The sequence below is a fragment of the Nonomuraea sp. NPDC049129 genome (genome assembly GCF_040648495.1).
Taxonomy (GTDB): Bacteria; Actinomycetota; Actinomycetes; order Streptosporangiales; family Streptosporangiaceae; genus Nonomuraea.
Genome location: NZ_JBEZDU010000002.1, coordinates 692076 through 716919 on the forward strand (window position 1 = coordinate 692076; position 24844 = coordinate 716919).

Here is a 24844-nt window from a genome sequence, read left to right on the forward strand (position 1 = left end):
TGTACTCCGGATCAGATTTCGACGTGGCCGGCCCGCAGAGCGGGCAGCCGGTCGGCGATGCCGGCGACGAGCGCGCCGTCACCGGCCAGGTCCGCCGCGCCGAGCACGTGAAGCAGGCGGCGGATGGTGTCTTCGTGGTCGGCCGCCTCATGCCAGCAGGCCGCCAGCTGCGCGGCGGCCGGATCGGTCGTGCCGAACAGCTGGCCGTCGTCGGCGGGGCGGGTGGCGTTCGCCCAGGCGGCGAGCGCTAGTTCGAGCGCCGGGGTGGCGGCGCGGGCGGCGCGCAGCGAGCGCAGGGCGCCGAACCAGCGTTCCGGGATCTTCCGGGAGCCGTCGGAGCCGATCTGCCGGAGCAGGTGCCGGATTTTGCGGTTACGGAACCGTTTGACCAGGTCATCAGCGTAGGCGACCGGATCGGGGCCGCCCTCGGGCAGCGTCGGCGCGACCTCCGCGCTCAGCGCCCGGACCAGCCGTTCACCCCAGCCGGTCTCCAGGACGTCGGCAATCGTCGCGCAGCCGGCCGCCGCGCCCAGATAGGCCAGGGCCGAGTGGGACCCGTTGAGCAACCGCAGCTTGGTGAGCTGGTACGGCACGACGTCGGGGACGAACAGGGCGCCGTCGAGTTCCCATGACGGCCGGGGCCCGGCGAAGGAGTCCTCCAGGACCCACTGCCGGTACGGCTCGCCGACCACCGGCACCTCGTCCCACACGCCGAGCGCGGCGCGGGCCGCCTCCCGGTCCGCGTCGGTCGTCGCCGGCACGATGCGGTCGACGATCGTCGAAGGGAAGGCCACCGACGTCGCCATCCAGTCGAGGACGGCTCGCCGGTCGGGCCACGAGGAGGCTTCGACGAAGCCGCGTACCACCGTGCCGAGCGCGGCGCCGTTGGCGGCCATGTTGTCGCAGGACACGACGCTGATCGGGGCACCACCGGCGCGCATCCGCGCGGCGAGCCCCACGGCGAGCCGGCCGACGACCGTGGTGATGTCCGCGGTCCGCGCCGCCGCGAGGTCCGCCGCGATCTCCGGGGCGCCGGTGTCGAGCCCGTCGGCCCCGGGGCGGCGGTAGTGGCCCGCCTCGGTGATTGTCAGGGTCACCACCGTGACGCCGGGATCGGCGAGCAGCTCGTCGACCCGCTCGGCGTCCTGGCGCATCCCCAGGGCGCCGACGATGGACCCGATCGCGCGGGTGGTGGTAGCCGTGGGGCGGCGCTCGGCCACCGAGTACAGGCAGTCCTGGACGCGCATCGCCTTCACCACCCGCGTCGAGCGTGGGGCCACGGCGACGATCCCCCACGGCTCGCCGCTCCGGGCCGCCGCGCTCTCGGTGTAGACCGCCTGGTGGGCCCGGTGGAACGCGCCGAGGCCGAAGTGGACGACCTTCGGGCGCAGTTCCCGGGGATCGACGGCCGGGCGCAGGTCAGGAGCGATCCGGTCGAGCGTGGCGAGGCTCAGCGAGGGCAGGATCGAGGTCTTCACCAGTCATGCACCGAGCCGTCGAGGCGCCGCGCGACGGGCAGGTAGCGAGCCTCATAGGGGAAGCGCGCGGCCTCCTTCTCGTCGTACTCGACACCGAGACCGGGCTCCTCCGACGGGTTGAGCATGCCGTCGGCCAGCGTCACCCCGCTGCGGAAGACCTCCGCGGCCTCGTCGGGGTGGCCCATGTACTCCTGGATGCCGAAGTTGGGCACCGAGAGGTCGACGTGCACCGCGGCGGCCAGGGTGATCGGTGAGAGGTCCGTCGCCCCGTGGGAACCGGTTCTGACCTGGTAGAGCGCGGCCAGGTCGAAGATCCGGCGCAGGTGCGTGATCCCGCCGGCGTGGACGACGGTGGTGCGCACGTAGTCGATGAGCTGCTCGGTGATCAGGTGCTGGACGTCCCAGATCGAGGTCAGCGTCTCTCCGACCGCGATCGGCGTCGTCGTGTGCTGACGGATGAGCCGGAACGACTCCTGGTTCTCGGCCGGCGTCGGGTCCTCCATCCAGAACAGCCGGCAGTCCTCCACCCGCTTGCCGAAGCGGGCCGCCTCGATCGGCGTGAGCCGGTGGTGGATGTCGTGCAGGAGGTGGAAGCCGAAGCCGAAGCGCTCACGTACGGCTTCGAGGTAGGTCGGCGCGAACCCGAGATAAGCCTCGGTGTCCCACGGCTGCTCGTCGGGCAGCGAGGACGCGGCCGGTTCGTACACCTTGCCCTTGCGGATCCCGTAGGTGCCGCCGACGTCCGGGACGGCGGCCTGGGCGCGGACCGCCTTGTAGCCGAGATCGAGGAACCGCTCGACGTCGTCGAGCAGGGAGGGGACGTCCATGCCGCTGGCGTGTGAGTAGACCATGACGCCGTCACGGGAGCGTCCGCCGAGCAGCTGGTAGACCGGCAGACCGGCGACCTTGCCCTTGATGTCCCACAGGGCTGTGTCCACGGCGGAGATGGCCGTCATCGTGACGGGGCCGCGGCGCCAGTACGCGCCACGGTAGAGGTACTGCCACATGTCCTCGATCCGCGCCGGATCCTTGCCGATCAGCAGCGGTACGAGGTGCTCCTGCAGGTAGCTCGCCACGGCCAGCTCGCGGCCGTTCAGCGTGGCGTCGCCGAGGCCGGTCACACCGTCCGAGGTCGTGATGCGCAAGGTGACGAAGGTCCGCCCCGGGGAGGCCACGAACACCTCGGCACGCTCGATCTTGCTCACAGGTCCACTCCTTCGGACGATCTCCGACACTCTGTAGTCGAGCAGTACTGATATACAAGCATCTGTCGCACAGATGCGCAATACTAGTTGTGCGATGACCGGGTAGGGTGAGCGTGTGGCCGGATCGAACCAGCGGCGGACCAGTCGTCGCACTGTTTACGAGGCCCTGCGCCGTAAGGTCCTGACCCTTGAGCTCCCGCCGGGGACGGCCCTGTCCGAGAACGAGCTCGCGGCCGCGCTCAAGGTGAGCCGCACGCCGGTCCGCGAGAGCCTGATCCTGCTGTCCGAAGAGGGCCTGGTCCAGATCTTCCCCCAGGTCGGCTCGTTCGTCTCCCGCGTCGACCCGGCCAGAGTGGCCGACGCGCAGTTCCTGCGTGAGGCCGTGGAGCTGGCCTCACTCGACGACCTGCCCGCCGAGCTCGACACCGACCTGGTCGAGGAGCTGCGGCAGAACCTCAGGGACCAGCAGCGGCCCGACCTCGACATCGAGGGGTTCTTCGCCCTCGACGAGGCCTTCCACCAGGGCCTGCTGCGGCTGAGCGGGCACGGCAGCGCCTGGACGACCGTGGCCTCGGCCAAGGGGCATCTGGACCGCGCGCGCCGGCTCGGCCTCCATGTGACCTCCCCGACGAGCTTCGCCGCCCAGCACGTCGAGATCCTCGACGCGGTGGTCCGCGGCGACGTGGTGCTGGCCCGCACGGCCATGCGCACCCACCTGAGGGCGGTCTTCAACGACGTCGAACGCATCCGGGAGCACTCCCCGGAGCTGTTCGCCACGGACTCCGGCTCGGCTCCGGTCCGCCGCAACGTCGTCGTCTGGGAGTAAGGGCGGGCTTGAGTCTCCACTTAGGGGAGGCGCAAGGGTGGAAGGCATGGACGGCGACACGCTCTACTCGATCGGCGAACTGGCGCGGCGGACCGGCCTGACGGTCAAGGCCATCCGGTTCTACTCCGACCGCGGGATCGTGCCGCCGACCGGCCGAAGCCCGGCCGGCTACCGCCGCTACGACGTCGACGCCCTCGCCCGCCTCGAACTGGTGCGGACGCTGCGCGACCTGGGGCTGGACCTGCCCACGATCCGGAAGGTCGTGGACCGGGAGGTCTCGCTCGCCGAGGTCGCCGCGGCGCACGCCGACGCGCTGGCGGTGCAGATCCGCACGCTGCGGCTGCGGCGCGCGGTGCTGACGGCGGTGGCCAGGCGCGGGTCCACCCCTGAGGAGACGGATCTCATGCACAAGCTGGCCAAGCTCTCCGAGGACGAACGCCGCCGGTTGATCGGCGACTTCCTCGACACCGCCTTCGGCGGCCTGGACGCCCACCCCGGGTTCGCGGGAGTCATGCGCTCGATGACCCCCGAACTGCCCGACAATCCCGAACCCGAGCAGGTCGAGGCGTGGGTGGAGCTCGCCGAGCTGTCCCAGGACCCGGACTTCCGGGCCGGCGTGCGGCACCTGGCCGAGCAGTACGCGGCCGAGCGGGCCCAGAGCGACACCACGCTCCCGCGCCGCGACTCCGCCGCGATGGTCCGCGACGAGGCGGGTCCGGCCCTGGCGGCCGGCATCGACCCCGCCTCGCCCCGGGCCGAGGCGGTCGTGGCGGCGGTCACGGCCCGATACGCGCACGTCTACGACTGCCCCGACGACGCCGATCTCCGGCGCCGCCTGCTGGTACGGCTGGAGAGCGCGAACAACCCGAGCTGGGAGCGCTACCTGCGGCTGCTCGCGGTGATCAACGGCTGGCCCGCCCCGGAGAGCCTGGCGCCGGCGCTCGACTGGTTCATCCGCGCCCTGCGGGCCAGCGGCACGCATAGTGCCAGTTCAGAGGGGAAAGAGGGACGCATGTAGCCATTGATGGGGGCGTCATGGTCTCTTCGCAAGGTGTCTTCAGGCGCAAACCGGTGGAGCAGATCGCCACCGAGCACGAGGGGGAGCTGTCCAGGTCACTCGGTCTGTGGCAGCTCACCGCCATCGGGGTGGGCGGCATCATCGGCGCGGGGATCTTCGCCCTGGCCGGCGCGGTCGCCAACCAGACGGCGGGGCCGGCGGTGCTGGTGTCCTTCCTCATCGCGGGGGTGGCCAGCGCCGCCGCCGCGTTCTCCTACGCCGAGTTCGCGGGCATGATCCCGAAGTCGGGCTCCGCCTACACCTACGGGTACGCGGTCCTGGGAGAGATCGTCGGCTGGTTCATCGGCTGGGACCTGCTGCTGGAGTACACCGCCATCGTCGCGGTCGTGGCCATCGGCATCTCGGGCTACTTCGGCTTCCTCGTCCAGCAACTCGGCTTCACGCTGCCCGCCTGGATGCTCGGCGCGCCCGGCACCGGCACCGGGCACGTGGTGGACCTGTTCGCGGTCCTGTTGTGCCTGCTCATCGCGTACCTGCTGAACCTCGGCATCCGCGCCGCCGCCAGGTTCGAGACGTGGGTGGTGGCCATCAAGATCGCCGTCGTGGTGCTGGTGATCGTGGTCGGGTTCTTCTACATCAAGCCCGCCAACTACACGCCGTTCTTCCCGTTCGGGATCGGCGGCGCGATCACCGGGGCCGCGACCGTGTTCTTCGCGGTGTTCGGCTACGACGCGATGAGCACCGCGGCCGAGGAGTCGCGGGACGCCCGGCGGCACATGCCGAGAGCGATCATCTACTCGCTGACCATCTCGATGATCCTGTACGTGCTGGCCACGCTCGTGCTCACCGGCATGCAGAACTACCGCGACATCGACCCGGAGAGCGGCTTCGCCACGGCGTTCGCCTCCGTGGGGCTGTCCGGGCTGGCCTCGCTGATCGCGGCCGGCGCCGTGGTGGGCATCCTCACGGTCATGTTCACATTCATGCTCGGCGTCACCCGGGTCTGGTTCTCGATGAGCCGCGACGGGCTGCTGCCGCAGTGGTTCGCCAAGCTGCACCCGGTACGCCGCGTGCCCACGAGGGTCACGTGGATCGTGGGGGTCGCGTCGGGGGTGATCGCCGGGTTCCTGCCCATCCGGGAGGCCGCCGAGCTGACGAACATCGGGATCCTGCTGGCGTTCGTGGTCGTGTGCGTGGCGGTGATCGTGCTCCGCTATCGGCAGCCCGAGCTGCCGCGTACGTTCCGCACACCAGGCATGCCGGTGGTGCCGGCCCTCGGGGCGCTCTTCTCGATCTGGCTGATCACGTTCCTGGACCCGCTGACGTGGCTGCGGTTCGCCGTCTGGTTCGTGCTGGGGCTGATCATCTACTTCACCTACAGCCGCCGGCACTCTCAGCTGGCCTGACGCTCCCTGGACCAGATGCCCGAGGGGGCCGCGCGGGTGGGGTGTGGATAACCGCTCGATCGCTAACTATGTGCATTAACCTAACCACCGTGAGTAACAGAGCCGCTGCCGGCGCCCCCCTCCTTCGCCGTACGATCGCTCGCGTTCTGCACCGCATCGGGCGGCGCGGCGCCTCCCTGGCGTTCGTCGGTCTGCTAAGCATGGCCATCGCCGCGTCCCTCGCGTTCGTGCCGGCCGATCAGCGGGTCGCCCCCGGATACGCCATGCTGGCCTCCATCGCCCCCTTGACCGTCTGGGCGCTGGTCTGGTGCGCCACCGGCGCTCTGTGCCTGGTGCAGATGTTCATGCGCTCGGACCGGGTGGCCTTCGCCGCCGCCACCGCGCTGCTCATGATGTACGGCCTGGTCTACCTGCTCTCGACGTTCACCGGCGTCAACCCACGCGGGTGGGTAGGCGGCGCGGTCTGGCTGGCCTTCGGCGGCTGGATCGCGCTGATCGCCACCTGGCCCGAGGCCGTCGTGGTGAGCCGCTTCCCGGGTGGCCGGGCCGACGCGGCGGCCGTCATCGTCGCCGACGGCGCCGGAGTCATCCAGTCGTGGAACCCCCAGGCCGCGACCCTGTTCGGCTGGACCATCGACGAGGCGGTCGGACGGTCGCTGACCATCCTGATGCCGCCCCGCTTCCGCGGCCAGCACGCCGCCGGCCTGGCCCGGGTCGGCTCCACCGGCCGCTCCGACCTGGCCGGGCGGGACATCCCGCTGGTCGGCCTGCACCGCGACGGCAGCGAATTCGCCATCGCCCTGACCGTCAACGCCTGGCACAGCGATGACGGCGTCACCTATACCGGCGTGGTGCGGCCAGTCGGAGGCGGCAGTGTCCAACCTGAGTAACATCCTCATCCAGCTCTCCGTCGGCATCGTCCCGCTCGGCGTGGCCTACCTCGCCTTCCGCTCGGCCACCGACGCCAACAAGAAGACGCAGCAGACGGCGCTGATGCAGGCCGAACGCCACGCCGAGCTCGAACGCTCCAAGGTGGACGCCGACGCCTTCGTCCGCGCCAAAACGATCTACGAAGACGCGTTGACCCAGATGGAGAAGCAGGTGGCCCGCTTGCAGGGCCAGGCCGCCCAGGTCAGCGCCGACCTGGCCAGCGAGCAGACCGGCGCGGCCGCGATGCGCGAGCAGATCCGCCAGTTCCAGGCCCAGATCCGCGCCCTCGAGCGTACCGTGATCGCGCTGCGCGCCCAGCTCATCGCGGCCGGGCTCTCTCCCGTGGCGGTCTCCGAGACCACCGGGCCGTTCATGATCGGACATCCGCCGCGCCCCCGAACGGCGGAATGAGGCGGTCTGTCATCACTTCGCGGGCGGTCGCTAAGATCGGCGCCACCTCGAACGGTGGAGGAACCGATCATGACCAAGGAGACGGAGACGCTCCTCGCGTCCCTGAACAGCCAGCGTGAGCATGTGCTCGGGATCCTGGACGGCCTTCCGGCGGAGGCGCTGCGGCGGCCGGTGCTGCCGTCGGGGTGGACGTGCCTGGGACTCGTCCGCCACCTCGCCCTCGACGTCGAGCGGTTCTGGTTCCGCGCCGTCGTGGCGGGCGAATCGGTCGAGCTCGAAAGCGGGGACGCCGCCTGGCAGGTCGCCCCCGACGAGCCGGTCGAGACCGTGCTGGGCTTGTACCGGCGGGAGATCGAGCTGGCGAACGCCATCATCGCCGCCACCCCGCTCGACGCCGGACCGGCCTGGTGGCCCGACGAGCTCTTCGGTGACCAGCCGCCCCGGGACCTGCTCACGGTCATCCTGCATGTGATCACCGAGACGGCGTGTCATGCCGGGCACCTCGACGCGGTCCGTGAGCTGACCGATGGCCGAACCTGGCTCGTCCTGACGTAGCCCTCTGCCCGTCACTCGGTGCGGAGTTCGTCCGGGTGCAGGGTGCGGCGGAGGAGGGGACGGGCGGCTCTGGCCACCAGGAGAGCCGTCAATACGCCGATCAGCACCGTGAGGATCGCGCGGGTCGTTCCCCAGAGGATCGCTTTCGGTAGTTCCTGGAGGACGGACGCGTCGGGGACGAGGAAGACGGGGATGAGGACGACGCCCATCCCGGTGAGGGCGGCGATCAGGCACACCGGGATCGACGTGGTGAGCGCCTGGCGGATGAGAACCCGGCCCAAGGCGGGCACGGGCACGCCGGCGCCGGCCAGGGCCGCGAACGAGCGTCGATGATCCAGCAACGCCTCCGCCTGATGCACGATGAGGGCGGCGGCCGAGGTGGCCAGCGCGATCAGCAGGGCGATGTCTATCAGCAGGTAGGCCGTCATGAAGTAAGAAGGGACGACGTCGGCGCCATGCGAGAAGATGATCCCCTGGTTGGCGCCCTCGGCGGCGCCGAAGAACACGGTCAGCCCCACCACTGACAGTGCGCGGGCCCAGCCCCGTGGGTCGGCTTCCACGAGCCGGGCCGCGAGCAGGGTCTCGGCCGTCCGTGCGCGCCGCCCTATCCACCGTGCGGCCGCCCTGATCAGCCAGGCGGTGGCGAGGACCAGGCCGAACAGCAGGAGCACCATGCCGATGGCGATGATCAGCGGCGCGCCGTACGGCACGATCAGTTCGACGTACTCGCCGAGGAAGTCTCGGCCCTCGTTCGTCCCTACGGTGGCGAACGCCCCTAGTCCCGCCGCGACGAGCACCAGGTCGAGCACCCTCGGGCCGGTCGGCTGCGCCCGCCGGACCACGCCCAGCGGAGAGGACACCACGTGCCGTCCCGCCTTCAGTCCTGAGTACGTGCCGCTGAAGGTCACTACGGCGAGGATCGCCGGCATCAGGAGGGGGCGGTTCAGCGGCAGCGGCCATGACAGTGCCAGGTCGATCACCAGGTACACCGCGATGCCGATCAGCCCGCCCAGTGCCGCCCGCCACCCGCTCTCGTACGCCCCGAGCAGGCGCACGTGGCGCGGCGTGGCCCCGGCCAGCCGGAGGGCGGCCAGCCGCCGCTCCCTGGTGGCGCCGGCCAACCGGCTCACCTGGTAGAGGAAGGCCATCGCCGGGAGGATCAGCAGGGCGAGCCCCAGCGAGGTGAGGGCGCGCCCCTCGTCGCTGAAGACGGCGTCGACGCGGGCGTCCCACGCCTGGAGCAGGCTCACCGCCACGCAGAACAGGAAGGTCGCGAGCGCCGCCCCCGTGGTCATGAGGCGCCCCCGAATCCGTTCGCGTCGCGACCCGCCCTTGGCGAGCATGCGCATCACGGCGATCATGCGGCCACCTCCGCCGCGAGTTCGCCGTCGCGCAGCACGAGCTCCCGGTCGGCGTAGGCGGCTACCCGGTTGTCGTGCGTGACGATCACCAGGGTGATGCCGTCGGCGCGGGCCGTACGGGTGAGCTCGTCCATCAGCTGTTCGCCGGCCAGCGAGTCGAGCGCGCCGGTCGGCTCGTCGGCGAAGACCACGCGCGGGCCGGTGACCAGCGCGCGGGCCATGGCGACGCGCTGGATCTGGCCGCCGGACAGGGTGCCGGGCCGCTGGTCGCCGCAGTCGGCCGCGTTCAGGCGTTCCAGCCAGGAGCGGGCGGTGTTCAGCGACTCCTGGCGGCCGTGCCGGTCGAACAGCAGCGGCAGCGCCACGTTCTCCGTCGCGGTCAGCTCGGGCACCAACTGGCCGAACTGGAAGACGACGCCGAAGTTCTGCCTGCGCAGGTTCGTACGGTCGTTCTCGCCGAGCGTGTCGATGCGCTTGCCGTCGAACAGGACCTCGCCCGACTCCGGACGGATGATCCCGGCCAGGCAGTGCAGCAGCGTGGACTTGCCGGAGCCGCTCGGCCCGGTGATCGCCACGATCTCGCCCGCGCCGATCTCCAGGGAGACCCCGTCTAAAGCGACGGTCGAGGCGAACGTCTTGCGCAACGCGCGCGCTTCAAGCATGAGAGTCCTCCTTCAGATCGGCCAGCCGTAGCATGGCCGTCTCGATCCAGCGCAGGTCGGCGTCGAGGTGCTGGAGCGCGTAGTCGGCGGCCAGCGCCTGGGCGGGAGAGCCCGCCGAGCGCTCCGCGGTGAGCTCGCGCATCCGCGCCAGGTGCGCGGCCCGCTGCCGGGACAGGTAGCCGTCGGCGGCGCCGTTGGCCACCGACGCCACCACCACGCGCGACAGCAGCGCGCTGGACAGGTGCGGCGCGGGCGCCTCCACCCCGTCCAGCCACCGGGTCAGCTCGGAGACCCCCTCCTCGGTGATGGCGTACACCGTGCGTTCCGGGCCGCCGTCCTGCACCGTCTCCGCGACCTCGGCGAACCCGTCGCGCTGCAGGCGCTGCAGCGTCGCGTACACCTGGCCGTAGGCGAGCGGTTTGGCGCCGGGCAGGCGCCGGTCGTGCTCGCGTTTGAGTTCGTATCCATGCTTCGGGCGCTCCACGAGCAGCCCGAGCATCACATGTCCGGTCGACATGGCGAGCACTATACATTGAATGAATAGTGAAGCGCGATCATGGTCGATAACCTGGCGGGCATGAAGGACCGGCCGACGGGAGTTGACGAGCGGGCGTTGCGGGATGCCCTGGAGAAGTGGGGGATCGGGGCCGTCTCGCTGGAGTACGCGCCGGTCGGGTTCGGGGACTACCACTGGATCGCGGCTGACGCGGATGGGCCGCGGTGGTTCGTCACGGTCGCGGACCTGACGCAGAAAGGCCAGGCCGGGGACGGGGAGAGCGCGCTACGCCGGGCCATGGACACCGCCGTCGCCCTGCGTGCGCAGGGCCTCGACTTCGTCGTCGCGCCTTTGGCGGCCGCTGGGGGTGAGACGCTTCAGCTGCTCGGGCCCAGGCATGCGGTGAGTGTCTTTCCGCTGGTGAACGGGCGTCCCGGGGAGTTCGGCGACCGCCTGACGGCCGGCGAGCGCCGGAAGACCGTGGAGATGCTCGCCGAGTTGCACCGTACGTCGCCGCCGCCGTCGACTCCCGTCCGGCCGTTGCGCGTTCCGATGCGGGGCCGGCTGGAGGAGGCCATCGAGGCGTCGGGCGGGGTCTGGCGGGGTGGGCCGTACGCGGAGCCCGCCCGCGCTCTGGTGGCCGACTCCGCCGGGCGGTTGCGGGAGCGGCTGGCGGAGTTCGATCGGCGGGTCGATGAGGCGGGCGGCGCGGACCTCGTGGTGACCCATGGGGAGCCGCATCCCGGCAACGTGGTGATGGTCGAAGGCGGCCCGGTGCTGGTGGATTGGGACACGGTGGGGCTGGCGCCGCCGGAGCGGGATCTGTGGCTGGTCGCCGACGGGCCGGATGACCTGGCGCGTTACGCGGAGCTCACGGGGCGGCGGCCCGACCCGGAGGTCATGGAGCTCTTCCGCCTGCGCTGGGCCATCGAGGACCTGGCCATCTATGTCGAGGATCTGCGTTCGCCCCATGAGCTGAGCGCCGACACTCGGGAGGCGTGGGAGGCCCTCACCGAGACCGTGCGCGAGCTGACAGCTCCGGCGTCAAAGAGCTGACATTTCCTGCAAGATACGGAAAATCTCGGCATAGTAGGAGAGATCTTGGTGTGCCGGAGAAAGAAGAGGATCCCGAGGGCTGAGTTCCATGTGGCTTGACGGGATGGAGATCCCCGGGTGGCTGCGGCCGTGGGTCGGCTGGGTGGTGGGCTCGGATTGGCCGCAGGCCGACGAGCGGGCGCTGTTCCGGATGGCCGACGCGTTGGTGCGGGCCGCGCGGCGGATCGTGGCCACGGCCGACGGGTCGGGACAGTGGCTGACCGGCGGGGTGCGGGGGGAGTGGGACGGCGGCGCGCTCAAGGCGTTCGTGAAACGGGTGGGAGAGGTCGTCGGGGGGCGGCAGGCCGATCTCGTGGAACAGCTGGTCACCATGGCCATCGGGCTGAACGACCTGGGTGTGCAGGTGCAGTACACCAAGCGGATGATCAAGCTGACCGTGCTGCTGTTCGTGGTGCAGATGTTGTGGCTGACATGGGCGCTGCTGCATCCCGCCGGCCGGCTGACGGTACGGGGGCTGTTCAAGGCACGGGCGCAGGTGGCGCGGTGGACGGTCCGGCAGTTCGGGCAGCGCCTGGCGGTCAACGTGGCCTGCTTCGGGCTCCTGATGGGCACTATGGACCTGTACGTGCAGGGGACCCAGTCGCGGCGCGACGCCATCGACTGGAAGCAGGTCGGCACGTCGGCGGGGATGGGAGCGCTGAACGGCGGGTTGCTCACGGGGCTGGCGTGGGCGCTCCCCACGCGGTCGTTGTGGATGTTGATGGGGCACACGGGGGTGGCGTCCGCGGGTGCGACGGTGGCGGGTGCGTTGCTGAGCGGTCAGCCGGTCAGCTTGAAGGTGGTGGCCGAGGCGTTCACCTCGGGTGTGGTCAGTGTCGCGGACGGCCATCTGGCGAGCTGGAGTCCGCACGGCCCCCGCGCCGACGGTGGCGGGGCGGCCCGGCCCGATGCCGAACGGCCGGCCCGCATCGGGGACGATGATCCCCGGCCGCAGGAGCCGGCGCCCGCACCTGAGGGGCCCGGACCGCACGTGGCGCGGGGTGCGGACGCGCCCCACACCGACCTCGCCCAGGTACGCGAGGGCACCGACGGCCGCCGCATCGACCAGCTGATCAACCGGGGCGGAGATGCGCACGTGCTTCGAGCGTCCCAGGAGACGGCTCGGCCGCACCCGGAAGCCGCGCACGCCCCCGGCTCTCGGCCGGTCGCCGACGCGCTGGTGCACCACTTCGGCCGGAACGGTGGCGAACCGAACGGTCAGAACCACGTCGGACGGGACACCGAGGTGGCGGGCACCGTCTACCGGAGGGTCGACTTCCCGGTCAGGGACATGCGGCCGGGCGCCGAGTTCACGCTGCCCGACACGGTGCTCAACACGCGGTCGTACTCCGCGGATCACCTCGCCCCCACGGAGATCGTCACCTTCTCCAGAACGGGCACGGACCTCGGCGGCGGTCAGGTGGCCCAGGCGCCGGGCACCAAGATGCGGGTCCTCGGCGCGCACGAGGGCGCCTACATCGCGCCGGACGGCCAGGCCGGGACCAGGGTCTACCTGGTCGAGATCGGGCAAGACCCGTTACCCGTACACCCGGCGCCGCACCTCGAACCGCGGCACGCGGAGATGATCGGCCGTTTCAGGGAGGAGGTCGCGGCGGGCGTGTGGTACCGCGACCCGGGGTCCATGTCGATGCCCACCGCCGACCCGCGGCTGCTGTCGCCCACCTCCGGCATCATCGACGTCGGCGTCGCCGCGGACGGCACCCACTTCCTCATCGGCGAGCACCGGCTGACCGCCGGCGATCTCGGCACCATGCTCGTGCACGACCCCCGGCTGATCGCCGCGCCCGACGCGGCCCTGCGGGTGCTCGGCTGCGAGACCGCCGCCAACCACGGCCTGCTGCAGGAGCTGGCCAACACCACCGGCCGCGAGGTGATCGCGGGCGACAGGTACGTCTACATCGGCGCGGACCGGCAGGCGCACACCGCGAACATCCAGGGCTACACGGCCGACGGCCGCCCGATGCTCCCCCACCGGGGTGACGGCGCCTGGCACATCGCCGTGCCGGAGGCCCGGGTCGAACGGCCGGCGGTGGCCGCCGAGGTGAAGCCTCCGAGGGCGGGCGTACCGGCGGCTCCCGAGTCACTGCGCGCGGCGGTCGACGCGGAGGAGGCGACCCACGTCCCCATCCGAGGGGGATCCGATGGGAAAGTCGACATCATCACGCTGGACGACGTGCCGCAGGCCATCAGGAAGGAGATGCACGGCAGGGTGGAGCGCCCGGCGCGCATCGAGGTGGTGGTCTCCCAGGTGGGGCAGGCGATCGGGGCCAACGTGGCCCGCGCCATGCTGGATCCCTATGCCAAGGGCGCCGTGCTCGCCGATTTCATCGACGCCTCGGGCGCCCACGAGGTGGCCCACGTTCTGTCCGGCTTCAAGGGCAGGCGGGACGCGATCCTCATCGGCCTGCTCGACGTGCTGACGGCGAACTCCGACCGGGCCGCCCGCAACCTGATGCTGACCGACGACGGCCGGTTCTTCGCCATCGACCACGCGCGCTCGTTCGACGGCGACCGGATCACCATGCACCGGGACCAGCCGTTCGCCTCGAACTTCATCCGGCGGCGGCCCGACGGCCTGTTCGGCTGGGTCGACAACCCGCTCACCAGGCAGGACGTCGACCTCATCACCGAACGCCTGCAGGCGCTGCGGCCCGAGTTCGAACGGCACGGCCTGCACGCCGAGTACGAGGTCATGATGGACCGCCTCTACCAGGTGGCCGACCACGCGACAGGGCGCACCCCGCTCATCGCCGTCGACGCCGGCCCGGGCGTCCGGCTGGAGCACCACTTCGGCTGGGACTTCGACGCCTTCCAGAGGGCCTACGATGAGGCCGTCCACCGCCTCGAACAGGGCGAGGACCCCGGCATGATCGTGCCGTACATGACCGCCGACGCGATCGGTGTGCCGCGCGCGTTCGGGGTGGAGCTGGAGTTCGCCCTGCCGGGCAGGCCACCGGAAACCTGGCGCGCCGTGGTGGACGAGATCGCCCGTGAGCTGCACGAGAAGGGGCTGGCCGAGGACTCGACGGTGTACGGCCACCACGGTTCGGACAAGGGCTACGACCAGGGCTGGCGGGTGGAGCTGGAGTTCAGCGACCATCTCGTGGCGGGTGAGGTGATCTCCCCGATCCTGCGCGACAGCCCGGAGACGTGGGCGAACCTGGCGACGGTCGTCGACGTCATCCGGTCCCATGGGGGCGAGATCACCACGTCCACCGGCGGCCACATCCACGTCGGAGTCGACTTCCGCACCTCGGTGGCCAGTCACGTACGCCTGCTGAAGCTCTACCACGCCTTCGAGGACGTCCTCTACCGGCTGGCGCAGGACCCGCGCAACCCGGACGGCCTGCACCGCGCCTACGACGAGTGCCTGCCGAACGCCGACGTCGACCTGTCGCGCGCCGATCTGGAGGAGGTACGTCTGCTGAACCACCGGGCGGCGGCCGTGAACTTCGGCTACGTCCGCGGCGGCAGGAGCGATCACGTCGAGTTCCGGCTGTGGGACGGGCACCTGGATCCCTCGATCATCCAGGCCAGGATCAAGCTCTCGGTGGCCCTGGCGGAGGCCGCCACTCGCGATCCGGGCGGTGTGCCGGCGATGGAGCGGCTCGGCGCCCACTGGGACCTGGGCGAGCGCACGCCGGAACAGGACTCCGCCTCCTTCCGCGACCTGGTCGAGACGCTGTTCCCCCGGGAGATCGACCGGCGGCAGCTCGCCGCGCTGTTCGCGATCACCCGCTGGCAGCCCTCCGACGACGTGATGCGCGCGATGGCGGGACAATTGACGCCGTGAGCCCACGTGTCAGGAACACCTCGGCCGCGCAGGCGCCGCCGCAGCAGCCGCTCAAACAGGACGGCACGCCGTACGCCTACGAGCTGGTGCACGGATGGTGGCGCAGCTACAGCGACGACCCGGCCGAGCTGGTCGCCGACCTCATCCAGGGCTACACGGGCGAGTTGGAGCAGCGGGTGCGTTACGCGACCGAGGCGGAGGTACGCCTGCAGGCGCGGCTGGCCATCGGGGGCGACCTCGACGCGTGCACGCCGGAGGAGCAGGCGGTCATCCTGGCCGACCGGGCCGAACCGCCCGTCCTGGAGCGCTGGACCGCGCCGGTGCCCCTGGTGCTCGTCACCGCCCATTACCAGCCGGCTGGGTCGCGGCCCAGGCCGGAGGGCGAGATCGTCTGGCTCGATCCGGCCGACGACCTCTCCCTGCTGCGCAGCCTGCACCAGGCGGGCGTCGTCCGGGTCAGCCGGAGCACATGACGGGCGTCAGGCCTTCAGCGTGCGCAGGGTCGGGTCGGAGATCACCAGGTCGGCGTGCGGGCGGGTGCCGTTGACCAGGTTCGCGTTGCGCTGGTCGGTGCCCATCACCCAGGCCACGGCCGCGTCGTGCTCCTTGCCGAACCGCTCGTGGCGGGCCACGAGCCGCCGCACGCGCTCGTCCTCGTCGAGATCGCAGTACCAGACCTCGTCGAGCTCGGGCCGGACCCGGGCCCAGTCGCCGTCGTGGAGCAGCAGGTAGTTGCCCTCGGTGACGATGAGCCGGGCGGTGCGCGGGACCGGGATGCTGCCCGCGATCGGCTGTTCCAGGTCGCGTTCGAACGCGGGGGCGTAGATCACGTCGTCCTCGTCCTGGCGCAGGCGGCGCAGCAGCGCGGCGTATCCGGCGGCGTCGAAGGTGTCCGGGGCGCCCTTGCGGTCGCGCCGGCCGAGCCGCTCCAGCTCCACGTCGGCGAGGTGGAAGCCGTCCATCGGCACGTGCGCCACCCAGTCGAGCGCGGGCCGGTCCTGTCGCAGCAGCTGGACCAGGTTCTCGGCGAGCGTGGACTTGCCGGCTCCGGGGCTGCCCGTGATGCCCAGGACCGCGCGGTGGCCGTCGCGTACGAGGGAGCGGGCTCGGGCCGCCAGATCGTGGAGGGTCATCATCGAGCCCGGCTCGCGTGGAGCTGGCCGGTGATGAAGCCGTGGGCGTGACGGGCCAGGTCCTCGCCGTCGGACCACAGGTTGCGCCAGATGGCCAGGTCGTTGGACAGCCCGCGCATCACCACGGCCGAGGAGAAGGACTCGAAGGTGATCGGTCCCTGGTAGCCGATGTCGGCCAGCGCGTGGAAGAACGAGGTGAAGTCCAGGTGGCCGGAGCCGAGGTAGCCCCGGTGGTTCTCGCCGATGTGGACGTAGCCGAGCCGGTCGCCGACGTCGTGCACCGGGCGTACGAGATCGTCCTCTTCGATGTTCATATGGTAAGTGTCGAGGTGAATGAGGACGTTGTCCTCCCCGATGTCGTCGGCGAGCCGCAGCGCGTCGCGCGCGGTGTTGATGACATTGGTCTCGTAGCGGTTGCAGATCTCCAGGCCGAGCGTCATGCCGCGCCCCCGCGCCTCCTGCGCCAGGCCGCGCAGCACCGTCACCACGTTGCGGCGGCCGGCGTCGGTGAGCGGGCGGTCGTACTTGCCCAGGGCGCTGTAGAGGGCGCCGGTGAAGTGCGTGCCGCCGAGCTCGTGGGTGACGATGAGCGAGTCGTGCAGCAGCTTCTCGCCACGCGCGACCACGTCGGCGTCGTCGCTGGAGACGTCGGCGTCGAAGGCGAGGCCGCGCGAGCAGGCCACGCCGAGTCCCGCCGACCGCAGGGCGTCGCGGGCGGCCGCGACGTCGAGGTTGGCGGAGTCGTGCAGGGACAGTTCGAGCAGGTCGAACCCGGCCTCCTTCGTCTTGCGGATCGCGTGCTCCACCGACGCGGGCGTGGTGTCACCGACCCAGACGAGGGCGTGCACGCCGATGGGGTTGGTCGTGGTGGTCATTGTGGTGCCTTCTACTTGGTGGTTGGGTACGGGGTTCACTGGCCGGCGGCGCCGGTGACGAGGGAGACGATCTCCTCGCCGGTGATCTCGGACGTACGGCGGCCGCCGACGCAGCGGCCGGCGCGCATCACCCAGACCTGGTCGCTCAGCCGCATGACCTGCGCGAAGTTGTGGCTGATGAGCAGCACCGTGTGCCCCTCGTCGCGCAGCCGCAGGATGAGCTCCTCGACCCGGGCCGTCTCCTGGACGCCGAGCGCGGCCGTCGGCTCGTCCATGATGACCAGCCGGGAGCTGAAGCCCGCCGCGCGGCAGATGGCGACGGCCTGGCGCTGCCCGCCGGACAGCCGACGGACGCGGGACTTCACCGCGGGGACGTTGACCGCGAGCGTGGAGACCATCTCCCGCGCGCGGGCCTGCATGGCCCGCCGGTCCAGGAACGCGATGGGACCGAACCCGCGGACGAGCTCGCGGTTGAGGAAGAGGTTCTGCCACACGGTGAGGTCCTCGACGAGCGCCAGGTTCTGGTGGACGGTCTCGATGCCCGCCGTACGGGCTTCGTCGGGGGAGTGGAAGTCGGCCTTCTCCCCCTCGAAGAGGATGTGGCCGCTGTCGGGCCGGTGGATCCCGGAGATGCAGCGCACCAGCGTGGACTTGCCCGCGCCGTTGTCGCCGACCAGCGCCGTGATCTCTCCTTGGCGCAGGGAGAGCGAGACGTCGGCGAGGGCGCGGACGTTGCCGAACGACAGGGACACGTTCTGGCAGTCGAGCAGGGTGTTCGTCATCGCTGGAACCTTGTCAGGAGCGCGGCCAGCACCACGACGATGCCGACGGCGAGAGGCTGGTAGAACTGCGAGACGCCGAGCAGCGTCAGCCCGTTGACCAGCGCGACGAGCAGGAGCGCGCCGATGACCGGGCCGATGATGCTGCCCCGCCCGCCGAACAGGCTCACCCCGCCGAGCACGACCGCGGCCACGGAGTTGAGCAGGAAGGAGGTGTTGGCGGCGGGCTCGGCCGCGCCGATCCGGGCCACCAGCAGGATGGCGCCGAGCCCGGCGAGCACGCCGGAGATCGTGTAAACGGCGATCTTGACGCGCTGGGTGCTGATCCCCATGGCCGTCGCGGACTCCGCCGCCCCGCCCGTGGCCAGCACGTGCGTGCCGAACCTGGTGTGGAACAGCAGGACGTGCCCCACCACCGCGACGACCGCCGCGATGATGAACGACCAGCCGAAGATCCCGATCCCGCCGGTCGACAGGCGGAGCAGCGCCGCGTCGATGATTGTCACCGGCTTGCCCTCGGACAGGATCAGCGCCAGTCCGGAGGCCGCGGAAAGGGTACCGAGCGTCACGATGAAGTCGGTGATCTTGCCTCGGGCGATGATCACCCCGTTGACCACGCCGACCAGGCCCGAGGCGACGATGGCCGCCAGGCACGACAGCGTCAGCCCCCAGCCCATCGCGTAGGCCTGGCCGAAGGCGACCGCGCCCAAGGTCATCGCGGAGGCGATCGACAGGTCGATGCCCGCCGTGGCGATGACGAACGTCTGGCCCACGCTCAGGATGATCAAAATGGCCGCGGCGACCAGCATCGAGGCGATGTTGCCGGCGCTGAGGAAGGTGGGGTTCAGCGCCTGGAAGACGATCACCAGGGCGATCAGCCCGACGAGGGCCGCCCACTCGGCCCAGAAGCCGACGTCCTTCAGGCGCGCGGTCCAGGCTTCGTGGTTGGGCGCGGCGATTGCGGTGTTTGCCATCTCTGTCCTACTGGATGAGGCTCTTGAACGGGTCGGTGTAGGTGCCGAACGGCTTGGGGGTGGCCGCCAGCGCCTTGTCCGCGTTGTCCTTGGTGACCAGCTCGACCGGGGACTTCACCTTGGCCGGCAGCGTCTTGCCCTTCGTGGCGGCCTGGCACGCCTCGACGCCCATCAGGCCCATCGCGTACGGGTACTGGGCGACGGTGCCGTCCAGCGTGCCGGCCTTGACCGCTTCGAGGGCGTCCTTGATGCCGTCGACGCTGATGACCTTGACCTGTCCCGCCTTGCCGGCGTTGGCGATGGCCCGCGCCACGCCGAGCCCCATGTCGTCGTTGGCGACGAAGAAGCCCCGCAGATCCGGCTTCGCGCGCATGACGTCGGTCGCGGCGGTGAGCGCGGTCTGGCGCTCCCAGTTGGCGGCGACGGTCTGGACGACCTTGAGATTGGGCCCGATGCCCTGCTGGAACCCCTCGACCCGGGCGCCGCTGGTGACGTCGCCCGCGATGCCGCCGATGACCGCTACGTCACCTGCGGGCACGAGCTCGCTCATCCGCTTCCCTGCCATCTTGCCGGCCTCGACGTTGTCCGTGCCGATGTAGGTGGCCAGCTTGACGTTGGCGCTGCCGGCCGCACCGGCGTCGACCGGGCTGTCGATGTTGACGATGGGCTTGTTCTGCGCGCCGATCTTGGCCAGGCCCTGGATGAGGTTGGTGCCGGTGATCGGGTTGACCACGAAGCAGGAGAAGGGCTGCCCGGCCAGGCCGTTGAGCTTGTCCGCCTGCCCGGTCGTGTCGGTGATGGAGGTGGCCGCCTGGACCGTGAGAGACAGGCCGCCCGCCTTGGCCTGGTCGTCCATGCCCTGCTTCATCGTCTGGAAGAAGGGATTGTCCAGCCCTTTGATCACCGCGGCGACGCTCGGGGCTTCGGCGGCGGCGGCGTCCTTGCCGGACGGACCGGCGGACACGCTGGAGCCGCAGGCTCCCAGAGCCAGCGTCCCGGCCGCCAGCACGGCGGTTACCGTCGTCGCTCGCCTTCCATGCGAGGTCATGTGCATCGGATGCCCCTTTCGGCGTCAATGGGATGACCGTATGGCTACTTCTGAACTCTGACAACCCATGTTTCGACTTTTTAAGTCGAAACATTCTTGACTTACGAGCACTCCCGGTCGCCGATAGAGTGGGTTAATGGCCATAACCGGTGTGTCCGCGCTGCGGATGGGAGTCAGCTCGGGCGAGATCCTCAGCCTGTTCCGCGACATCCCCGACGGGCTCACCAAGGCCGACGTCATGCGGCTTACCGGCCTGTCGCGCACCACGGTCAACCAGCGCCTCGACGGTCTGCTCACCGCCGGGCTGCTCATCCCCGCACCCACGGAGGCGCGCACGGGCGGCCGGCCCGCCGGTCAGTTCGTCGTCAACCGCGACCGGGGCGTGCTGCTGGTGGCCGACGTGGGCGCCACCGGCCTGCGCACCGCCGTGTGCGATCTGGGCGGGGTGGTGCGGGCCGAGCGGGACGTCCGCGCCGAGGTGACCAGCGGTCCGGAGGCGATCCTCACGATCGTGTCCGAGCTGTTCGCCGAGCTGCTGAACGAGCGGGGCCACCAGCCAGGTGACGTGCTCGGCATCGGCATCGACGTGCCCGGTCCCGTCGACTTCGCGAGCGGGCGGGTGGTCAGCCCGCCGATCATGACCGGCTGGGACCGCTTCGACATCCCGGGCTGGTTCACCGCCCGCTACAACTGCCCGGTGCTGGTCGACAAGGACGTCAACGCGATGGCCTTCGGCGAGCAGCGCCTGCGCTACCCCGACGTCCCGCACCTGCTCATGGTCAAGATCGGCACCGGTGTCGGCACCGGCCTCATCGCGGGCGGCCAGGTGCACCGGGGCGCCGACGGCGCGGCCGGCGACATCGGCCACATCCAGGTCGTGGTCGACGACGTGGCCGAGCCGCCGCTCTGCCGGTGCGGCAACCTCGGCTGTGTGGAGGCCTACACGGGGGGCTGGGCGCTCGTGCGCGATCTCCAGGCGGCGGGCCACGACATCACCACCGTCGACGACGCCGTACGGCTGATCCGCTCAGGAGACCTGACCGCGGTCCGCCTGGCGCGGCGCGCCGCCCGCATCCTCGGCGGCGCCATCGCCGACACGGTCAACCTGTTCAACCCGCGCATCATCGCGATCGGCGGCCAGCTCGCGCACACCGACGAGCAGCTCTTCGCCGGCATCCGCGAGATCGTCTACCGGCGGTCACTGCCGCTGGCCACCCGCAATCTCCAGATCGTCCGCAGCGACCTCGACCCCAACGCGGGCATACTCGGGCTCGCGCAGCTCCTCGTGGACGGGATCTACGCTCCCCAGCGGGTTCAGGAGCTCGTCGATCGCGGTGCGGCGGGCGCTGAGATCATGCTGCCCGTCTCCGGGGGAGAATGAGACATGCGGAAATACGTGATCCTCGGGGTGCAGGGCAGCGGCAAGGGCACCCAGAGCACCCTGCTGGCCACCGACCTCGACCTCGTGCACATCAGCGTCGGCGACATCTTCCGCTGGCATGTCAAGGTCCACACCAAGCTCGGCGCCCAGGTCCGCCGCCTGGTCGCGGCCGGTGAGCTCGTGGGCGACGACCTGGTCGAGGACGTCGTCAGGGAGCGACTCCAGCAGCACGACTGGAACTACGGCTTCATCATCGACGGCTTCCCGCGCAGCCGGCGGCAGGCGGAGTTCTTCCTGGAGAGCTACGACATCGACGGCGTGATCCACCTCGACCTGCCCGACGCGGAGGTGCGGCGGCGGGTCCTGGCCAGGCGGCTGTGCTCGCGCTGCGGCATGGATTACAACCTGATCGCCCACCGGCCCGCGACCGAGGGCAGGTGCGACGTGTGCGGCGGCGAGCTCGTCACCCGTGAGGACGACGCCCCGGACGCGCTCGCCACACGGCTGCGCGAATACCACGACAAGATCGACCCGGTCGTGGAGCTGTTCCGCGGTAAGGAGTACGTCGTGTCGGTCGACGCCCGCGACGACAAGGCCACCGTCCAGCGCAACATCCGCGACCGCCTCAACCTGCCGCCGTACGCCGCAGAGAGGACGGCCTCGTAAAAGGCGGGCTCAGGGCGCGGCGTCGCGGCCGAGCAGCTGCCGGGCGACCACCAGCTTGGTGATCTGGGCGGTGCCGTCGGCGATCTGCAGCGCGATCACGTCGCGCAGCCGCTGGGCCTGCCGCAGCTCCTCCGAGTAGCCGGCCTGCCCGAACGTGAGCAGCGCCTGCTGGACGGCGTCCGCGGCCATCCTCGGCACCCACCACTTGACCATGTTCGCCTCGGTCGTGTGCGGGAGTCCCTGGTCCTTGCGCCACAGCGCCTCGTAGCAGAGCGCCCTGCCCGCCCGCAGCTGCGTGGCGTACTCCACCAGGGGGAAGCTGAGCCCCTGGAAGGCGCCGAGCGGGCGGCCGAAGGCGGTGCGGGTGCGTGCCCGCTCCAGCGCGTCGTCGATCGCCGCCTGCGCGGTGCCCGTCGCCATCAACGCGATCAGCGCCCGCGAGTAGTCGAAGCCCCGCATGACCTGGACGAAGCCGAGGCCCTCGCCGCCCACGATCGTCTCGGGCCCGGTGGTCAGGCCGTCGAAGGTCAGGTGGGCGCGGCCCACGGCGCGGTTGCCGAGGTCGGTGAACGCCTCCCGCTTCGCCGCGGCCAGGTCGGCGAGGAAGGCGGTGACGCCGCGGGCGCCAGGACCGCCCGTCCTGGCGAAGACGAGGCCGTGCGTGGCGGTCATGCCGAGCATGATCGAGGTCTTCTCGCCGTGCAGCAGCCAGGCTCCGTCCTGGAGAGTGGCGCGGAACTCGATGGCGGCGGCGTCCGAGCCGTGCTCGGGCTCCGTCAGGCAGATGGCCGGGATCAGCTCCCCCGAGGCCAGGGCGGGCAGCCAGTCTCCCCGCTGCTCCGGTGAGGCGTTGGCCTGCAGGATGTCGGCCACGAGCGCGGCGTTGAGCACCAGGTAGCAGCTGTTCACGTCGGCGCGGGCGAGCTCTTCGAGCACCAGGCCGGTGGTCACGGCGTCGGCGCCCGCGCCGCCGTACTCCTTACGGACGCGCAGGCCGAGCAGCCCCATGCGGGCCAGCTCGCCGGGCAGCTCGGGGCGCATGGCCGCGGCCCGATCGTCGGACTGGTAGTGCGGGGCGAGGCGCTCGGCCGCGAAGTCGCGCACCCGGGCGCGCAGCCGCTCCTGCTCGTCGTCGAACGCGAAGTCCATGCTCAGCCCATCCGTTCGCGCAGCTCGAACTTCTGTACCTTGCCCGACGCCGTCTTCGGCAGCTCGGCGACGACAGTCAGGCGTTCCGGCCAGAACTGCCGGGCCATGCCGAGTCCTTCCAGATGCAGCTGTACGTCGGTGAGTGACGGCGCCTCCCCGTCCGGGACGACGAAGGCGCACGCCCGCTCGCCGAGACGTTCATCGGGGTAGGCCACCAGCGCGGCCTCCTTGATCCGCGGGTGCCGCCACAGCGCGGCCTCCACCTCGACCACGGGGATCTTCTCCCCGCCCCTGACGATCAGGTCCTTGGCCCGGCCGGTGATCCGGATGCCGCCCTCGCCGTCATCCCTGGCCAGGTCGCCCGTGTCGAACCAGCCGTCGCTGGTGAGAGCTTCGGCGTACAGATCGGGGCGTTTCCAGTAGCCCACGCACTGGTTCGCGCCGCGTACCTGAAGGCGGTCGCCGGCGATCCGGACCTGCATCCAGGGGGCGGGGCGGCCGTCGGAGCGCGCGGCGAGATCCGGCGGGTCCTCGGGGCGGGTGATCGTGACGGTGGCGTTCTCCGTCATGCCCCACAGCGCGTACATGCGTACGCCCAGCACCTCGCCCGCCTCCTCCACGACCTTCGGCGGGATCGGCGACCCGCCGCACGCGAAGGAGTCAAGGGTCCGCAGGTCCCGGGGCCGGGCCCGCTGCGCGGCGATGGCGTCGACCACGAACGTGGTGGCGCCCATGCCGAAGTTGACGCCCTCCGACTCGACCAGGCCGAGCATGACGTCCGGGTCCCACACGTCCTGGAACACCGCCCGGCCGCCGAGCTGGAGCGGCATCAGGAAGCAGTAGAGGTACCCGGCCTGGTGGGTGAGCGGCGAGCCCATGTGGACGACCAGATCCTCATCCAGCCCGAGGGCCTCCGCCTCGGTGCGGATGCCGGCGTACAGCGTGTTGTGGGTGTGCATGACGCCCTTGGGCTCGCCCGTCGTGCCCGAGGTGAACATCACCTGGGCCAGGTCGTCGGGGCCCGCCTCCGGCCGGCCGAGCCGGACGTCGCCGCCGGACATGAAGACGTCGTCGAAGTCGAGCGGGCCGCCGCCGATGGTCACCGCGTGCCGCAGCGTCGGCACCTCCTTGGCGATCTCGGCGAGCATCCCGGCGTGGTCGAAGCCGCGGAACGACGCGGGCGCGACGCAGACCTTCGCTTCCGTACGTTCCAGCATGAAGCCGACCTCGCGTTTGCGGAGGATCGGGATGATGGGGTTGACCGCCGCGCCGACCCGCATGCAGGCCAGCGCGAGCGGTGGGAACTGCCACCAGTTCGGCAGCTGGAGCGCGACCACGTCACCCGGGCCGACGCCCAGCTCGGTCAGGGCCCCGGCGAACCGCTCCACGAGTCGCGATAAATCCGCGTACGTCAGCCTGGCCAGGTCGGCGGCGCCCGCCTGGTGCGCCGTGATCGCGACGCGGCCCGGTGAGCGCTCCACGGCCCGCCGGAGGTCGTCCAGGGGCGTGCCGTCCCGCCACCAGCCTTCCCGGTAGCAGTGCTCGGCGTCGCTTCGCCAGTTCATGGGTGCTCCCATCGCCA

At 70.9% G+C, this 24844-nt stretch carries 23 protein-coding genes; 11 read left to right on the plus strand and 12 right to left on the minus strand.

All coding sequences use genetic code 11. The features are described from left to right. Positions 1 to 11: 11 nt before the first annotated feature. Together AB0B64_RS08190 and manD are read right to left on the minus strand one after the other, a co-directional pair. Positions 12 to 1478, minus strand: coding sequence for a mannitol dehydrogenase family protein (locus tag AB0B64_RS08190; RefSeq protein ID WP_358175632.1), 1467 nt, complete (start codon positions 1476 to 1478; stop codon positions 12 to 14). After that, complete coding sequence (gene manD / locus AB0B64_RS08195) at positions 1475 to 2683, minus strand: D-mannonate dehydratase ManD (RefSeq protein WP_358175635.1); 1209 nt, start codon at positions 2681 to 2683, stop codon at positions 1475 to 1477. Before manD ends, AB0B64_RS08190 begins: the two co-directional genes overlap by 4 nt. Before the next feature lie 115 nt (positions 2684 to 2798). On the opposite strand from manD, the gene AB0B64_RS08200 reads away from it, so the two are divergent. From AB0B64_RS08200 to AB0B64_RS08225, 6 genes are all read left to right on the plus strand, one after another. Then, positions 2799 to 3509, plus strand: a complete 711-nt coding sequence (locus tag AB0B64_RS08200) for a GntR family transcriptional regulator (RefSeq protein WP_357941438.1) — start codon at positions 2799 to 2801, stop codon at positions 3507 to 3509. Between the two features lie 46 nt (positions 3510 to 3555). Next, entirely contained in the window at positions 3556 to 4527 is a 972-nt protein-coding gene (locus tag AB0B64_RS08205; protein WP_358175638.1) for a MerR family transcriptional regulator, read from the plus strand. Between the two features lie 17 nt (positions 4528 to 4544). Continuing rightward, entirely contained in the window at positions 4545 to 5933 is a 1389-nt protein-coding gene (locus AB0B64_RS08210; RefSeq protein ID WP_357941442.1) for an amino acid permease, read from the plus strand. An 89-nt stretch (positions 5934 to 6022) separates the two neighbouring features. Further along, positions 6023 to 6823: a PAS domain S-box protein gene (locus AB0B64_RS08215; RefSeq protein WP_357941444.1), complete on the plus strand. Its 801-nt coding sequence runs from the start codon at positions 6023 to 6025 to the stop codon at positions 6821 to 6823. Beyond that, a complete protein-coding gene (locus tag AB0B64_RS08220; RefSeq protein WP_357941446.1) occupies positions 6807 to 7274 on the plus strand; it encodes a hypothetical protein in 468 nt (155 codons plus the stop codon). The genes AB0B64_RS08215 and AB0B64_RS08220 overlap by 17 nt, the downstream gene beginning before the upstream one ends. A gap of 69 nt (positions 7275 to 7343) precedes the next feature. Then, entirely contained in the window at positions 7344 to 7829 is a 486-nt protein-coding gene (locus AB0B64_RS08225) for a DinB family protein (protein ID WP_358175641.1), read from the plus strand. Between the two features lie 11 nt (positions 7830 to 7840). On the opposite strand, the gene AB0B64_RS08230 is transcribed toward AB0B64_RS08225, so the two are convergent. The 3 genes from AB0B64_RS08230 to AB0B64_RS08240 are packed head-to-tail and all read right to left on the minus strand — an operon-like array spanning position 7841 to position 10369. Further along, positions 7841 to 9190, minus strand: a complete 1350-nt coding sequence (locus tag AB0B64_RS08230; RefSeq protein ID WP_358175644.1) for an FtsX-like permease family protein — start codon at positions 9188 to 9190, stop codon at positions 7841 to 7843. Next, positions 9187 to 9852: an ABC transporter ATP-binding protein gene (locus AB0B64_RS08235; RefSeq protein WP_358175647.1), complete on the minus strand. Its 666-nt coding sequence runs from the start codon at positions 9850 to 9852 to the stop codon at positions 9187 to 9189. The genes AB0B64_RS08230 and AB0B64_RS08235 overlap by 4 nt, the downstream gene beginning before the upstream one ends. Then, positions 9845 to 10369 carry a PadR family transcriptional regulator gene (locus tag AB0B64_RS08240; RefSeq protein WP_357960375.1) on the minus strand — a complete coding sequence of 175 codons (525 nt, stop codon included), beginning with the start codon at positions 10367 to 10369 and terminating at the stop codon, positions 9845 to 9847. The genes AB0B64_RS08235 and AB0B64_RS08240 overlap by 8 nt, the downstream gene beginning before the upstream one ends. Before the next feature lie 39 nt (positions 10370 to 10408). Here AB0B64_RS08240 and AB0B64_RS08245 point away from each other — a divergent pair, with 39 nt between their 5' ends. From AB0B64_RS08245 to AB0B64_RS08255, 3 genes are all read left to right on the plus strand, one after another. Further along, entirely contained in the window at positions 10409 to 11404 is a 996-nt protein-coding gene (locus tag AB0B64_RS08245; protein ID WP_358175650.1) for an aminoglycoside phosphotransferase family protein, read from the plus strand. A 103-nt stretch (positions 11405 to 11507) separates the two neighbouring features. After that, positions 11508 to 15257 (plus strand): amidoligase family protein, encoded by a 3750-nt coding sequence (locus AB0B64_RS08250; RefSeq protein ID WP_358175653.1) that lies wholly within the window; start codon positions 11508 to 11510, stop codon positions 15255 to 15257. Then, the gene (locus AB0B64_RS08255; protein ID WP_357960366.1) at positions 15254 to 15730 is read left to right on the plus strand and encodes a hypothetical protein; all 477 of its coding nucleotides are present in this window, start codon (positions 15254 to 15256) and stop codon (positions 15728 to 15730) included. The genes AB0B64_RS08250 and AB0B64_RS08255 overlap by 4 nt, the downstream gene beginning before the upstream one ends. Before the next feature lie 6 nt (positions 15731 to 15736). On the opposite strand, the gene AB0B64_RS08260 is transcribed toward AB0B64_RS08255, so the two are convergent. The 5 genes from AB0B64_RS08260 to AB0B64_RS08280 are packed head-to-tail and all read right to left on the minus strand — an operon-like array spanning position 15737 to position 20072. Next, positions 15737 to 16393, minus strand: a complete 657-nt coding sequence (locus AB0B64_RS08260; RefSeq protein ID WP_357960363.1) for a nucleoside/nucleotide kinase family protein — start codon at positions 16391 to 16393, stop codon at positions 15737 to 15739. Then, positions 16390 to 17265 (minus strand): sugar phosphate isomerase/epimerase, encoded by an 876-nt coding sequence (locus AB0B64_RS08265; protein WP_358175655.1) that lies wholly within the window; start codon positions 17263 to 17265, stop codon positions 16390 to 16392. The genes AB0B64_RS08260 and AB0B64_RS08265 overlap by 4 nt, the downstream gene beginning before the upstream one ends. 35 nt (positions 17266 to 17300) lie before the next feature. Beyond that, complete coding sequence (locus tag AB0B64_RS08270; RefSeq protein WP_358175658.1) at positions 17301 to 18047, minus strand: ATP-binding cassette domain-containing protein; 747 nt, start codon at positions 18045 to 18047, stop codon at positions 17301 to 17303. After that, entirely contained in the window at positions 18044 to 19018 is a 975-nt protein-coding gene (locus AB0B64_RS08275) for an ABC transporter permease (RefSeq protein WP_357960355.1), read from the minus strand. Before AB0B64_RS08275 ends, AB0B64_RS08270 begins: the two co-directional genes overlap by 4 nt. A gap of 7 nt (positions 19019 to 19025) precedes the next feature. Further along, complete coding sequence (locus tag AB0B64_RS08280; RefSeq protein WP_358175661.1) at positions 19026 to 20072, minus strand: substrate-binding domain-containing protein; 1047 nt, start codon at positions 20070 to 20072, stop codon at positions 19026 to 19028. A gap of 130 nt (positions 20073 to 20202) precedes the next feature. On the opposite strand from AB0B64_RS08280, the gene AB0B64_RS08285 reads away from it, so the two are divergent. Together AB0B64_RS08285 and AB0B64_RS08290 are read left to right on the plus strand one after the other, a co-directional pair. Then, positions 20203 to 21447: an ROK family protein gene (locus AB0B64_RS08285; protein ID WP_357960349.1), complete on the plus strand. Its 1245-nt coding sequence runs from the start codon at positions 20203 to 20205 to the stop codon at positions 21445 to 21447. Between the two features lie 3 nt (positions 21448 to 21450). Continuing rightward, positions 21451 to 22113, plus strand: a complete 663-nt coding sequence (locus AB0B64_RS08290) for a nucleoside monophosphate kinase (protein ID WP_357960346.1) — start codon at positions 21451 to 21453, stop codon at positions 22111 to 22113. Positions 22114 to 22122: 9 nt separating this feature from the next. Here AB0B64_RS08290 and AB0B64_RS08295 read toward each other — a convergent pair whose 3' ends face one another. Together AB0B64_RS08295 and AB0B64_RS08300 are read right to left on the minus strand one after the other, a co-directional pair. Beyond that, a complete protein-coding gene (locus AB0B64_RS08295; protein WP_357960343.1) occupies positions 22123 to 23262 on the minus strand; it encodes an acyl-CoA dehydrogenase family protein in 1140 nt (379 codons plus the stop codon). 2 nt (positions 23263 to 23264) lie between these two features. Next, complete coding sequence (locus tag AB0B64_RS08300) at positions 23265 to 24827, minus strand: AMP-binding protein (RefSeq protein ID WP_358175664.1); 1563 nt, start codon at positions 24825 to 24827, stop codon at positions 23265 to 23267. Positions 24828 to 24844 lie beyond the last annotated feature (17 nt).